General features: G+C 40.0%; 11 protein-coding genes and 1 pseudogene. 2 read left to right on the forward strand and 10 right to left on the reverse strand.

What is annotated here, in order from left to right:
• Positions 1-63: 63 nt before the first annotated feature.
• The 4 genes from BUC21_RS10645 to BUC21_RS10660 form a co-directional block, all read right to left on the reverse strand.
• Positions 64-1,143 (reverse strand): IS110 family RNA-guided transposase, encoded by a 1,080-nt coding sequence (locus BUC21_RS10645; protein WP_073402135.1) that lies wholly within the window; start codon positions 1,141-1,143, stop codon positions 64-66.
• Between the two features lie 415 nt (positions 1,144-1,558).
• Complete coding sequence (locus BUC21_RS10650) at positions 1,559-2,242, reverse strand: SGNH/GDSL hydrolase family protein (RefSeq protein ID WP_073402138.1); 684 nt, start codon at positions 2,240-2,242, stop codon at positions 1,559-1,561.
• Positions 2,243-2,349: 107 nt separating this feature from the next.
• Positions 2,350-3,102 carry a glycosyltransferase family 2 protein gene (locus BUC21_RS10655; protein ID WP_073402141.1) on the reverse strand — a complete coding sequence of 251 codons (753 nt, stop codon included), beginning with the start codon at positions 3,100-3,102 and terminating at the stop codon, positions 2,350-2,352.
• Positions 3,095-4,360: a glycosyltransferase family 4 protein gene (locus tag BUC21_RS10660; RefSeq protein WP_073402144.1), complete on the reverse strand. Its 1,266-nt coding sequence runs from the start codon at positions 4,358-4,360 to the stop codon at positions 3,095-3,097. Before BUC21_RS10660 ends, BUC21_RS10655 begins: the two co-directional genes overlap by 8 nt.
• Before the next feature lie 103 nt (positions 4,361-4,463).
• On the opposite strand from BUC21_RS10660, the gene wecC reads away from it, so the two are divergent.
• Positions 4,464-5,672: a UDP-N-acetyl-D-mannosamine dehydrogenase gene (gene wecC, locus BUC21_RS10665; RefSeq protein ID WP_073402146.1), complete on the forward strand. Its 1,209-nt coding sequence runs from the start codon at positions 4,464-4,466 to the stop codon at positions 5,670-5,672.
• Positions 5,673-5,683: 11 nt separating this feature from the next.
• Positions 5,684-6,814: a non-hydrolyzing UDP-N-acetylglucosamine 2-epimerase gene (gene wecB, locus BUC21_RS10670; protein WP_073402148.1), complete on the forward strand. Its 1,131-nt coding sequence runs from the start codon at positions 5,684-5,686 to the stop codon at positions 6,812-6,814.
• 55 nt (positions 6,815-6,869) lie between these two features.
• On the opposite strand, the gene BUC21_RS10675 is transcribed toward wecB, so the two are convergent.
• The 6 genes and pseudogenes from BUC21_RS10675 to metG all read right to left on the reverse strand — a co-directional run.
• Positions 6,870-8,075, reverse strand: a complete 1,206-nt coding sequence (locus tag BUC21_RS10675) for a glycosyltransferase family 4 protein (RefSeq protein ID WP_073402151.1) — start codon at positions 8,073-8,075, stop codon at positions 6,870-6,872.
• A gap of 37 nt (positions 8,076-8,112) precedes the next feature.
• Positions 8,113-9,012 carry a glycosyltransferase family 2 protein gene (locus BUC21_RS10680; protein ID WP_073402153.1) on the reverse strand — a complete coding sequence of 300 codons (900 nt, stop codon included), beginning with the start codon at positions 9,010-9,012 and terminating at the stop codon, positions 8,113-8,115.
• 3 nt (positions 9,013-9,015) lie between these two features.
• The gene (locus tag BUC21_RS10685) at positions 9,016-9,909 is read right to left on the reverse strand and encodes an FkbM family methyltransferase (RefSeq protein ID WP_073402155.1); all 894 of its coding nucleotides are present in this window, start codon (positions 9,907-9,909) and stop codon (positions 9,016-9,018) included.
• Positions 9,910-9,912: 3 nt separating this feature from the next.
• Complete coding sequence (locus tag BUC21_RS10690; protein WP_073402158.1) at positions 9,913-10,914, reverse strand: glycosyltransferase; 1,002 nt, start codon at positions 10,912-10,914, stop codon at positions 9,913-9,915.
• Positions 10,911-12,374, reverse strand: a complete 1,464-nt coding sequence (locus BUC21_RS10695; protein WP_073402161.1) for a lipopolysaccharide biosynthesis protein — start codon at positions 12,372-12,374, stop codon at positions 10,911-10,913. Before BUC21_RS10695 ends, BUC21_RS10690 begins: the two co-directional genes overlap by 4 nt.
• Before the next feature lie 16 nt (positions 12,375-12,390).
• Positions 12,391-14,442: pseudogene (gene metG, locus BUC21_RS10700) on the reverse strand (methionine--tRNA ligase); the annotation flags it as partial.
• Positions 14,443-14,807 lie beyond the last annotated feature (365 nt).

The raw sequence follows: 14,807 nt of genomic DNA on the forward strand, positions 1-14,807 counted from the left end.
AGCAGGCATAGCTGCAAGAGGTGGCTAGCGGTCACTCTTTATATAGGTTTTATATGGATATTATTATTTAACCATTCCATATTCGTATTTATGTTCCTTTTTTAGAGTATAATATATTCTGTTTAACAATTTTCTCGCAATTCGTATGATTGCCTTATTAGGTTCCATTCTTTTGCAAAGCTTAATAAAACTATGTGTCAGAGCTGGATCTATTCTTGAAGCAACCCAAGCACTTTCAATCAGACCTTTCTTTAAATGAATTTGCCCTCTAAAGGTCATTTCTCCATTATTACTCGTTTCTCCACTCGAATGACAAGTTGGTATTATTCCTACAAAACAGGCTAGCTTGTCTGTGTTGGAAAATCGCTCTATATTTTCTATTTCCAACAGAAAAGTAAGTCCTGTAATCAAGCCTATTCCAGGGACACTTCTTATTAATTCCATCTCTTTAATATATTTATCAGAAATAGCCAAGCTATGAATTTTCTTATTCACTTCTAATAAAAGAAGACGCTGCTGTTCTACTTCCGTTATCAATAGGGATAATGCTTCATTCCCATTTTGCGTATTTAGAGATATTTCTTTTAGCCATTTAAGAAAACGTTTTGACCAATGACAAGATGACTTTTCAAATTCAGGAGGATAGGCTATCCCATAAAAATAAAGAAAAGACTTTATTCGCAGTTTAAAACGAACCAGATCCTTTACTAACATTTCTCGAGAACGAAGCAAAGAACGATTTTCTAAGGTTTCAATCAATGGAATATGTATTCCGGTGAGTTCTTTAGCTCTCAGAGAACGGGCTATTTTCTTACTATCGCAAGAATCATTCTTATGCACATGTTCCTTTTGACTAGTCGGTATGTCAGCGGGATTGACTACTATATTTTTTATATTCAACTTTTCCAGTTCAAAGTGAATATGAAATCCACAGAATCCGGCTTCATAAGCAGAATAGTAATTACCACCAGGGAAATTTTCATCCAGATATTTCCATAATAATATGGGAACCGGTGGCTGACTAAAAGTCTTATGATGCAAATGTTCTGTGTAGATTGTCACTGCCCAACTCTTTAGATGAACATCAATTCCAACATAAATATTTTCTCCATTGAAATTTACTTTGTTACTTTGTGTACGCATAAGCTTTGAATATTTGAATGTTTAAGTTTGGTACCTCAAATATAAAAAATACTCTTAGCTTATGCTTCTTATTTTTTCACTTCAGCATATTTATTGCAAACATAGGATCTGCCACCTTCTAAAATATATCTTATTGATAATCAGATGTGTTTAACTTGCAGGAAGATGGCTGATATCTTTTGGGCTTTAACCCCAGAAAGTCAACTCGTACCAGAGTTAATAAATTAATAGATCAACAGATTATAGGCTTATGAACAGTAGTATTCAACTGGAATCAGTTTAATACATAAGAAAAGGGAGATTAGTAATTTTCAAAGGAGAGTTCAATCCAAACATGTACAAGATTGGAAGCAAACATGTACATGATTGGGTGCAAACTTGTACATGTTTGGAGTGACTAAACCTGAATAAATTCTTAATTCTTCTCCAGATATTCCTTAATCTGCTTAGAAATCTCTGCCATTCCTGCTATTGAAGGGTGGCCGCTTTTCTTTTCGATATTGTGAAGTTCTATGCAATCTATCTTGTAATGTGCGCAGATTGCTTTGGTAGATTCGTTAATCTCGTTAGTTAATTCGCTATTCAATATGAAATAGATCTTCACGTTTGGATAGTAGTCAATCATGTTTGAAAGAAGGCATGCCAATGCTGGGCGGAATGAATATAGATCTTTCTTAGCCCAATTCTCATATTGGTATTCGCCTATAGGAGATTTAGCCCAGCAATCATTGGTAGCACCAAATATGAATATGATATCCGGATTACCCAGCTTTTTCATTCTGGTGATGAATGAACGGTCGCTGTAATCTTCTTTGCGATAACCTGTGTTGCAAATGGTTGAACCGGAAAAAGAGTTGTTCACACAAAGGCGGTAGTTGTTTTCTTTGATAAACTTATGCCACCATGTTTCACGGACTGATGTTACGTCGGTTTGATTCTTTGGTGAGGCAAAGTACCAAACAAAGTTCGTATCCGGTTGCAGGTATCCCTCGAATGTTGAATAAGAGTCGCCTAAAATGGAGATGGACTTTGAACTTTGAGCGAAAGATAAGCTGCAACTTAACAGGCAGAATAAGAAAAGTAGTGTACGGGTTTTCATGATATTTAGTATTTTAATGTTTTTCGCATTAACTGATTTCGATCAATTTCGTGAGCTTACGAAAATGATCTTTATACATTAAATAATCTATAAGTCAGAACCTATTCTCATTTTTCCGGCTTAACAATTAACCTGATAACAAACCAGATATGATAAGCAACAGTACTTATCCATCCATAGTGTTTCGCCATAATGCGGAACCGTTCTTTTAAAGAAGCTTTGTGGTTCTGAGTTGTTAATCCTTCGTCCAGATAATCAATAACTGTGATGTGAGTGTTATGCAAGGTCTTTGCTTTCTTCATAACTCTGATACACCAGTCGAAATCGGCAGAGAAACGATAGGATAAGTCGAAAGGTTCGGCCAGAGATCGCTTGGCAAAGAAAGCTTGATGGCATACCAGCATTCCCTGCTTAAAACTTTTCCAGGTAAGCTTTTCGGGAGTCTGCAAACGACGCATGTGCAGGAAATGTCCATCCTTATTAACGATAGCTGTTTCTCCGTAAAGTACGTCAGGCAGTTCATCGCCATTAATTGCATGAACCATCAGTTGAAGAGTGTCGTCTTCGTGAAAGCTATCTCCTGCATTCAAAAAACATAGATAATCGCCCGTTGCAGCAGCAATTCCCTTGTTCATGGCATCGTAGAGTCCTTTGTCGGGCTCACTTACCACGTTGCTTATCATATCTTTATATTTTTCTATAACGGAAAGTGTATTATCTTTCGAGGCCCCGTCAATAATGATGTATTCGTAATTTTTATACGATTGCGTTATAACGCTCTGAATGGTCTCTTCAATTACTTTTTCCGCATTGTAAGTAACTGTAATGATTGAGAAGCGCGGATTAAGTTTGCTATGCATCTTTTCCGGTTATTTTGTTATAGATATCGATGTATTTCTTTGCGATAATGCCTTCTGAATATGAAGATACTACTTTTCGTGTAGCCTGTTCTGACAGGGTAGGATATTCAGATTCATTCAAAGCCCAGCGTATTCCATTGGCAAAATCCTGTGCAGATTTATATTCGGCAACATAACCATTGTGCAGATGATCTATCATTTCGGGAATACCGCCAATGTTGAAACCAACACAAGGAATACCGCACGCCATCGCTTCCATAATGGTATTCGGAAGATTCTCTTCCAACGATGGGGTAACGAATAAATCAACAGAATTATATATATCTACAATAGCTTTCTCGTCGCTCACGAAATCGAGGGCATAAACAGGGAAAGGAATCATCTCTTTAAGCTGTGAAGATTGTTTTCCGAAAACTACAACGCCTATCTTGTCTTTCATCTCGGGATACTTATCCGCCAATAGATGGCAGGATTCTACCAGATAATCAATACCTTTTCGTTTATCGGTAATTTTTACGGAACCAAACAACAATAGTTTCTTATCCTGAGGAAGGTTGCATTTATAGCGAGCTTCTTTCTTATCAGCCGGTCTGAATAAGTTTGTATTGATTGGGTTTGGTATATTAGTTGTGCGGTGTCCGGTAAGCAATCTGCTTTTCTCGGCCAGGGAGCGAAGCCATGCACTGCAGGCAACAAACGTAATATTTGCGTTTTTATAAAGCTCCAGTTTCTTTTTGAAAGTTCTGTATGATAGGTCCTTTTTACTTCCATTCTTATAAATGAAAGGACAGTTATGACATTCATCCTGATAGTTTGTACATTCACGTGCATGGTGACAGATTCCGGTGCAAGGCCACATATCGTGCATGGTCCATACAATAGGTTTCCCGGAATTAACGATGTGCTTAATGTCATTTAATGAGAGCATTCCCTGATTAATCCAGTGCAGGTGAATAACATCCGCTTGCTTAAACTCCGGCAGAGAGGTAATGTTTGCTCCTGTATTTGCAATTGAAACAGCAAAAAGGTTATTCTTTTTAAAGCTGTTTGCTTTCCAGATAACAACTCGTTCCCATACAAATCGTGCAACGGTTTTCCATGAACGGTCTAATGGTACTACACTAATCTGGTCGGTTTGTTTATCGCGTACCAGCATCTTTGCTTTTACCCCGTTATTCTTCAGGGATTCCATTAATCGGCTGGCTGCAATTGCAGCTCCTCCGATACGTTCCGAAGTATTAATAATAAGTACTCTCATTTTTGTGAAATGTTTCCACAAAAGTAGTAGTTTTCTGTAATAATCCGTGCAAAGTCACGTATTATTTGTATTTTTGCGGCACTTAAATAAAAGTGATGTAGATATGAAAAAGGTTCTTTTTTTAGGCTTAGGCTACATTGGCCTTCCTACGGCAGCGGTTGCTGCCAATCATGGTTTTGAGGTGATCGGTGTGGATGTGAATCCGGTGGTAGTAGAAACGATCAATCAAGGCAAAATTCATATTGTAGAGCCGGATTTGGACCAGATGGTCAAGGAAGCTGTTCAAAAAGGGAACCTCCGGTCAGTATTGAAGCCCGAGCAGGCAGATGCTTTCTTTGTGGTAGTGCCTACTCCTTTTAAGCAAAATCACCGGGCGGATATTACTTATGTAGAATCGGCGACCCGTTCGGTTATCCCTTTTCTCAAAGAGGGTGATTTGTTTGTTATCGAGTCAACATCGCCGGTGCTGACAACAGAACGAATGGCTGAGGTTATTTTCAAGGAACGTCCCGAATTAAAAGGAAAAATATATATTGCTTACTGTCCTGAGCGTGTATTGCCGGGCAATACGCTTTACGAACTAGTACACAATGACAGGGTGATTGGAGGTATTAATCCCGAATCTACTGAAAAGGCCATTGAGTTTTATTCTGCCTTTGTACAAGGAAAACTTCATCGCACCAATGCTCGTACGGCTGAAATGTGTAAACTGACTGAGAATTCTTCACGTGACTCGCAGATTGCCTTTGCCAACGAGCTTTCAATGATCTGTGACAAGGCTGGAATCAATGTGTGGGAACTTATTTCACTTGCTAACAAACATCCACGCGTTAATATATTGCAACCAGGTTGTGGTGTAGGCGGACACTGTATTGCCGTTGATCCATGGTTTATTGTTTCTGATTATCCAGAACAGGCACAAATCATTAAACGGGCTCGCGAAACAAACGACTATAAAGCCGACTGGTGCGCCAACCGCGTAGTAGAAGCTTGTCAACAGTTTGTAACCGAGAACGACCGTGAGCCTATTGTGGCTTGTATGGGACTTGCCTTTAAACCAAATATTGATGATTTGCGTGAATCGCCTGCCAAATACATTGCTTCACGTATCATCTCTGAGTCGCGGGCTGAAGTGTTGGTGGTGGAACCTAATATCAGCAAACATCCTAGCTTCAACCTGACCGATTATCGTGAAGCATATCAAAAAGCAGATATTGTTGTATGGTTGGTTTGCCACACTCCGTTTATGGAATTGCCACGTGAGGAAGGTAAGATGGAACTTGATTTCTGTGGTGTTCGGAAAGGTATTTAATGAATTAAATTATGAAGAAAATATTACTGGTATTCGGGACTCGTCCCGAGGCTATCAAAATGGCTCCTCTGGTTAAAGCTCTGCAGAAGGATACGGAACATTTCGAGACATGTGTTTGTGTAACCGCACAACATCGTCAGATGCTCGACCAGGTGCTTGAGGTGTTTGGCATTGTTCCCGAATATGATTTAAATATCATGGCACCGGGGCAGGACTTGTATGACATAACTACGAAAGTATTATTGGGATTGCGCGATGTGTTAACCGAATTTGCACCCGATGTAGTTTTGGTTCATGGTGATACAACGACTTCGATGGCTGCCGGATTGGCTGCTTTTTATCAGCAAATAGCCGTAGGACATGTAGAAGCTGGCTTGCGTACCTATGATTTGCTTTCGCCATGGCCCGAAGAAATGAACCGCCAAGTGACAGATCGTTTCTGCCGTTACTATTTTGCACCTACCAAGCAATCGGAAGAAAACTTGCTTAGCGAGAATATTGACGGCAGTCGCATTTATGTGACTGGAAACACTGTGATTGATGCTCTTTTGATGGCTGTTGATATCATTTCACAAACTCCCGGAAAACAAGAAGAACTTCACACTGAATTGAAGGCGAAAGGTTATATTGTGAATCCGGAACGTGATTATATCCTGGTAACCGGACATAGACGTGAGAACTTTGGCGATGGATTCCTGCATATCTGCAAGGCTATCAGCAAACTTGCCGAGGAGCATCCTGAGATAGATATAGTATATCCAGTGCACCTCAACCCAAATGTGCAAAAGCCTGTTTACGAATTGCTCTCTGGATTGAGTAATGTCTATTTGATCTCTCCGCTTGATTACTTGCCTTTTATCTATGCCATGCAGCACAGCAAGCTGTTGCTTACCGATAGCGGTGGTGTACAAGAAGAGGCTCCTTCTTTGGGCAAACCTGTTTTGGTAATGCGTGATACAACCGAACGGCCTGAAGCTGTTGAGGCTGGCACGGTAAAACTGGTTGGTACAGATTATGCGACTATCGTGAGTGAGGTAAATGCCTTGCTTGCCGATAAAGAACTCTATCGACAAATGTCCGAAACCCACAATCCTTATGGTGACGGCAAGGCATGCGAGCGCATTATGGCTGCGCTGAGATGATTTTTGTTTTCTTTTTAGAGAGTAAGCAAGGATAGATCGTTTTGAATCTTTCGTCTCAACTCTTTGCCATTATATTGCGGAAAGCATTCAAGTAACGTTCGCTTACCGTTTCTATGTTTATTATTTCATTAATAATACGTTGCGACTCTTTTCCCATTTCCCTGCATAAGTCAGGTGATGCGAAGAGAGTCGTAATTTTTTCGCATAGACTGTCGGCATTGCCTTCTTGGAAGAAGAAGCCGTTCTTGCCCTCTGTTACCAGGTCGCACTCTGTTCCGTCGCACACCGAGCAGATAACCGGCATGCCATACGTCATGGCATCATTGATGGAAAGACCTCCCATACCGGCAAGTACATAGACTGTAGATTCGTTCATGTAAGCCCCCAGCTCTTCGGGTTTATACACACTTCCTGCAAAACGAATATGCTCATTCAACTGAAGGTTTGCTGCTTGTTGTTTCAGGTTTTCCAGTTCCGGACCATCGCCTACCACTACTAGTTCTGCATCGGGAAATTTAGCTATCACTCCCGGCATTGCATCAAAAAGCAAATCTACCCGTTTCCATTTCACTAAACGTCCGATGTGGAGTATGCGATGTTCGCAAGGAGGGAGTATTGGCTCATTCTTCAATACTGCTTCCTGCTCTTTGAGTAAAGCTTCGGTGTCGGTAGAATTGAAGGTAACATGTATATCCTCCTTATTTACACCATAAGATGGCAGAATGTCATACGCTACGGTAGAGTAATTGAGTGTTCCAACTGCTTTGGAGTAGCAATACCGACGGATGCACATGGTTAACCATTGTTTCAGGTAGAAGTTAATTCCCGTACTTTGCAACTGCATGTTTTCATCATACATGGGATGTGTCTTAAAGTAGGCTTTCATCTTTCCGTAAGGTGGCGTTTGGAAGGGAATTTCGCGAATGACAATTCGTGTTCCGCTGCTCTTCAATGCCTTGCGCAGTGAAGGCTGAAAGAATAGTTGCAGGAAATAGGGCCAGCCCATCACTAAGATGTCCGGTTTTTCCTCACTTACGATTTGTGGCAATGAAGGATAGGCCATTTTTCCATAGAACATTTTCTTTTCTATGGCTGTGAGGTGCTTGTAGCTGCCTCCCTCCACCATTTTTACTCCTTTACCAATTGTTGCATTTCCTTTTTGCGGTGTGACAACAACTATTTCGACACCTTTGTTGTGAAGCTTATTGAGCATGGCGTCCAGATAATGTGGTATTCCGCCAAATGTATAGAGTACTTTCATTGTGTTAAAACTAAACGATAAACATTGGTGTATATAATCAAATATAGTTTAATGCTTTTTTTCTATTTTTATTTGTCATCTGTAAAACTTGTTTAGTCTTACAAAGTAGACCGATACTGATATTGATAAATGTTAAGCTATTGGCTACTTTCCCCTTTTTAAGAGCTATCATGGCTTTTTTAATTCCGGCCAGAATGCCATAGCCGAAAGCTTTATAAAAAGAATAATTGATATTTGCATATTCAGAAAGCAAATATATCTTTTCAGATCGAAGAAAGGTCTCCCTTGAAATCTCTCTGTTCTCCCGATCATGATAACCAAATACATGGGGAGAGTATCCTAACATGTAGCCATGATAGTGCAATCGGTTAATATAGTCAATGTCTTCTCCATAATGAAAGAACAAAGGACAAAAACCACCTAAATCTTTTATTGCCTTAATGGAAATCATCCAAAAAGCAGCATTAATAAACCTTAGGCTTACTACTTCATTATCTTTTTGCAGGGAAAGGAATTCTTCTTTTTCTTTTATCCCTGAATAAGTGGAAAAACCGAAGTCTGGTTTATCACCTTTCCCATTTAAGTGGGCAGGTGAGAGTATTCCATATTCTGGATGTTTCTCAAAGAGGGCAAGCAATATTTCTATAGTATCTTCATCTATCCATGCATCCTGATTGAGAAGAAAGAAATAATCAGCACCTTGTTCCATTGCATATCGGATACCAATATTGTTTGCCTTACCAAATCCTAGATTTGCTCCTGTCTTTATTAAATGCACCTCTGGATAATTCTTTTCAAGAATCTGAGTTGTGTTGTCTTTGGAACCATTATCAACAACAATCACCGAAATGGGAGAGGTTGAACGGCGCAAACTACCTAAGCAACGATCTATCCATTGCTCGAAATTGTAGGACACGATGATAACCGATACTTTCATATTTTATTTATTCGCTCTGATTAATCCTTTTCTGAAAAATGGAGTTTGCAAGCTTTCCATATCATTAAGGAAAAGCATTACCCCTTTTGATGCATTCCATTTGAAACCTGCTTCTGTAAGATAGTGTGAGAATTCCACAAAATCTTTTTGCTGATGATAAGTGCAAAGCGCAATTTTCAGCTCGGGTAACTGAATGGTTTTCTGCATTCCGTTTAAGACTCTCTTCTCGGCTCCTTCCACGTCAATCTTAATAAATGTCGGTACATAAGGTTTATCTGCCAGAAAAGAATCGATGGTTATGTTTTCTGTATCATCACAGTCGGATACATATTTCCTGATAATAGTAACTTTCTCTTTCCAGGGAGCAAAGGTTGCTTCCAAAGCTTCCACCCATTCAGCATTTCTTTCGAAGAGAACCACGTGTTTCAGCTTTTCTATATGTGTAAGGGCAAAGATTCCTTCAGCACTACCTACATCCAATAAAACATCGTCTTGCTGCACTGTAAAGTTATCACTTAGATAACAGTGCGGCGAATCAGGATCTTGTTCGGTTCTCAATCCGTTATAGCTGTATTTTACAGTTCTGTCATTGAAGGAACGGACAAAATATAGTTTCTTTCCCTGATGCATTACATAGGGTAGCCCATTCGAAGCATCAATAAGAACATTGATATCTTTCCAGTTATAAGCTTCACGAAACGGGGCACAGAATGTATGAAGAGGAGAATCCTTTAAGTAATTCAGGGCTTCTTCTATCTCTTTATTCTGTGGGGTGTTTTTTTTGAAATAGGAAAATATATCGTTCTTTTTTCTGGAAAGAGCTTTTTTCCTTTTAATGTTATTTAATTCACAATTCAATTTATATTGAATGGTGTGAATAAAACTTGCAGCTTTCATAGATCATTTGATTTTAGGCAAAGGTATTAGTTTGGAAATTTCACGTCTGATAACTTTTACCAAACGGAATATGCGTTGTGATATTATCTTCTTTAATGGTGCTTTTCTTATTTTTTCCATTTCCTTCACCTGCTCAACGGTAAATGAAGGGTTGGCTTTTAAAATAAACAGTTCTGTTTCGGCTACTTTTTCTTCATTCCCTATGGATTGGTAATATTGCACTAACCGTATGCAGCCGTTTGTATATGTTTCTGTGAGTTTATCACAGATAGCTTTATTCTTTTCTTTGTAATGATCAATAAGCAGTTGCCTGTTTATAACAGAAATAAGCATCTGTTTTTCAGAGCTGGCCATGCTCCAGATGCTTTCCTTATGCTGGCGATACACCGCCATTACATTATTCATGAAATAAGCATCTCCATGTTCAGCGTTAAGTACATGAATGGCAAAATCGTATGATGTTACTTTGCTGAACCATGAAGGCAATTCTCCAAACAGTCCTAAACGAAACATAACCGTTACGTTTGTGATGGGATTACAGTTTATGATATCGAAAACAGTATTTACCTTCTTTTGATAACCGCCATTGCCAATACTTTTGCTTCCATCCTCCTGATAATAATTCAGTGCACGGTGAAAACAAGCTGAATATTCTTTATGGCTGTCCAGAAAATCTGCTTGTATTTGCAGTTTGTGTTTGTTTATCCAGAAGTCGTCTCCTTCGCAAATTGCCATATATTCCCCGGAGCAGCGGTTATAGGAACGGATAAAGTTCTCTTGGAGTCCCAAATTCTCCTCATTTGTTGTAAGCTTGATGATCTCCGGATATTTTTTCTGATACTCACGGCAGATGTCGGCTGTGCTATCTGTACTGCGGTCTTCACCAATAACCAGCTCGAACGGGAAATCTGTTTGCTGCTTCATTACGCTTTCTATAGCATCTACAATGTATTTCTCATGATTGTAGGTAAGCATCAATACGCTTACTTTTACTTTTGCATTCATTCGGCCGACTGATTATTTTGTGTTGTTTTCTTTTTGAAAAGCAATGCCATGATTTCATCAAAGATTGCCGATCCTAATAACTTATTCAATACAATGTATGCAATTGCAAAAAGAATGATTTGCGTACAAAGTAACAGAACAAGGTTTGATATGATAAAACTTAATGGATACAAACAGGCGAAAAGAACCAGGGACATGCTGAGGTAAGGAGTGATATCCTTAATCTGGTACCATCCCGGATAATTTCCGCATTTGTGAACCATTACTACATTCGATAAATATATAACAATGCGAGCAACTACCTGTCCGGCCACCATAACCCATACGCTCTGATCAAGAGTGCATACCAGAGCTATTGCTGTAACTATCAGTTTGAATACTTCCAGTTTCAGCATGATATCTGAACGCCCGCTCACTTTAAGGAAGTTGCTGTTGATGGCTGTCAGTATGGTAAATATACCTCCCACACATAATAACTGAAAGAAAGGGATAGTGTTAGCCCACTTGTCGGTCAATGCTATTCGTATAAACGGGTTGCCTACCAACACCATACCAATCATAGCCGGAAAAGTGAGGAAGGAGGTAAATCTTATAGTCTTGCGATAAGCACGCAACAAGCGTTCCTTGTCATCTTGTATGGATGAAAAAATAGGGAAAGTGGCACTTTGGATGCTTCCATAGATAGTGGTTACTCCCATATCGGACATCTTACCGCCTTGACTGTAGTATCCCAGTTGTTGCAACGGGTAGATTTTCCCGATAAAGACGGAATAGATGTTGAGGAAACCTGTATTGATGATGCTTGACAACATAAGATTGGAAGCAAAAGCAAACAGTTCTTTTATGGATTGGATACTGAATTCCTTAACAGGGCGCCAGCTGCTTGCAATCCAAAGAAGCATGGAGCGGACAATGGCCAGAGATACAGGTTGTACAACCAGTGTCCATACACCACATCCCGTATATGCCATATACAAGGAGAGTAATCCCGAAGCTAACAAAGAGATAAAATTTACTTTGGTGAGCTTCTTGAAATTAATCTGCTTGGTAAGTATGGTTGTTTGAATCAGGCTTAGTGAATTAACAGGAATAGCCAGAAAGACAATCCGGGCAATTAGTGTAAGTGATGGCTGGTTGAAAAAAGTTGCAATGAGCGGAGCGCACAGAAAGAGTAAAAGATAGACTACAATACTTGCGCCCATATTGAAATAGAACACAGAACTGTAGTCTGTTGATGTTGCATCGTTTTTGCGAATGAGAGCAGTTGAAAAACCGCTCTCAATTACAATATTTGCTAAAGCTGTAAAAATGGAAAGCATGCCCACCAAGGCATAATCTTCCGAAGAAAGGATTCGGGCTACCAGTATTCCTACAATGAAAAGAATAATTTGTTGTCCAACTTTATCCAGTACATTCCAAATCAGAGCCCAAATGGTTTTCTCCTTCAGCGTTTTTGCCATCCTTTTTTATCCTTGTTTATTTTACTTCGCTACCCGGTTTTACTTCTTTGCCCGGCATGATTAGAGCCAGACTACCGTCATTGTTTTCGGCAGAAAGAATCATTCCTTCAGAAACAATGCCTTTCAGCTTGCGGGGAGCGAGGTTAGCGATGAAGCAAACTTGCTTGCCTACCAGTTCCTCTGGTGCATAATGTTTAGCTATACCCGATACAATGGTGCGGCATTCCAGTCCGTCGTCAATCTTGAACTGAAGTAGTTTGTCAGCCTTTGGTACTTTCTGGCATTCCAATACTGTACCAACACGAATATCCAGCTTAGTGAAATCATCGAACTCAATGTTTTCACGGATAGGATTTGCTTTATAGTTGGCTTCTTCATTTGCTTTCTTGGTATCCAGAAGCTTTTGAACCTGTGCTTCAATTACACTGTCTTCTATCTTTTCGAAAAGAAGTTCTGCTTTGTTCAGCTTATGACCGGCTTCAAGAAGGTTTGTCTGACCAAGTTCTGCCCAGTCAAAAGTAGGCATATTCAGCATCTCTCTCAGTTTCTCTGAGGTAAACGGTAAGAATGGTTCGAAAGCAATAGCCAGATTAGCAGCAAGCTGCAAGCTGATATTCAGAATTGTAGCCACACGGTTAAGGTCGGTCTTTGCAAGTTTCCATGGTTCTGTATCTGCAAGATACTTGTTACCGATACGTGCAAGGTTCATTGCTTCTTTCTGAGCTTCACGGAATTTGAATGTATCCAGATAGTGTTCTACATCCTTCTTCACGTTCTCGAAATCGGCAAGAGTCTGCTTGTCGTATTCACTTAGTTCGCCAGCAGCAGGAACCTGAGCACCGAAGTACTTCTCGGTAAGAACCAAAGCACGATTCACGAAGTTACCGAATACGGCAACCAGTTCGTTGTTATTGCGAGCCTGAAAATCTTTCCAGGTAAAGTCGTTATCTTTTGTTTCTGGAGCATTGGCTGTCAATACATAACGAAGAACATCCTGTTTTCCAGGGAAATCTTCCAGGTATTCGTGTAACCATACAGCCCAGTTGCGTGAAGTTGAAATCTTATCACCTTCAAGGTTCAGGAACTCATTGGCAGGAACATTATCCGGCAGGATATAGCTGCCTTCTGCCTTCAACATTGCAGGGAACACAATGCAATGGAATACAATATTATCTTTTCCGATGAAGTGAAGCAGGCGGGTATCTGAATCTTTCCACCATTTCTCCCATGAATCGGGAAGCAATTCTTTTGTATTTGAAATATATCCGATTGGAGCGTCAAACCATACGTAAAGCACTTTACCTTCGGCACCTTCAACGGGAACAGGAATACCCCAGTCGAGGTCGCGGCTCACGGCACGTGGTTGGAGTCCCATATCTAACCATGACTTGCATTGTCCGTAAACATTCGATTTCCATTCCTTGTGGTCTTCCAATATCCATTGACGCAACCATGCTTCGTGCTTATCGAGTGGCAAGTACCAGTGCTTTGTTTCGCGCATAACCGGTTTGCTACCGCTGATAGCCGATTTAGGATCGATCAAATCTGTAGGACTCAATGAAGTTCCGCAGGCTTCGCATTGGTCACCATAAGCATTTTCATTGCCGCAATGAGGACATTTTCCGGTAATATATCTGTCGGCAAGGAATTGTTTTGCCTCTTCGTCGTAGTATTGTTCAGAAGTCTTTTCGATAAATTCTCCTTTGTCATACAATTTTTTGAAGAAATCAGAAGCCACTTCGTGATGAGTCTTTGAAGAAGTTCGAGAGTAAACATCGAATGAGATGCCGAAATCCTCGAAAGATTTTTTAATAATGCCGTGGTATTTGTCAACAACGTCCTGTGGCGTAACACCTTCCTTCTTTGCACGGATAGTGATAGGCACACCATGTTCGTCTGAACCGCCAACGAAGAGCACATCTTCTTTTTTAAGGCGAAGGTAACGTACATAAATGTCCGCCGGAACGTATACTCCGGCAAGGTGTCCGATGTGAACCGGTCCGTTTGCATAAGGCAACGCTGAGGTCACCGTGGTTCTTTTATATTTCTTTTCCATGTATGATGAATTTTTATATTACATTCTTTGGTTGTAAATGCGGGCTTTACGCCGTAAAGCTTCAGCAATTGCAACGTGCAAAGATAAAGGTTTTTAGGGGAATAATGGAATATTAGTCTGGAAAAACAGAAAGCTTAACAATTTTCCGGTGAAACATTATTATTAGCCTCATGAGGCTGTTGTGTTAGGGTCCCGACCTCAATATGCTAGCCTCGTGAGGCTAAGAAATTAGGGTCCCGACCTTAATTATAATCTTTCAGGGAGTTTTTGTTAATGTTTGGGCAATGATTGGTTAGTTTAATCTTATGTGTTGATAAATATTTCAGGGTGAGGTGAAAAAGAACTGGTGACAGATGGATAATTTCACAAAATTGCTA

Origin of the sequence: Bacteroides luti, assembly GCF_900128905.1 — a bacterium.
GTDB classification, from domain to species: Bacteria; Bacteroidota; Bacteroidia; order Bacteroidales; family Bacteroidaceae; genus Bacteroides; species Bacteroides luti.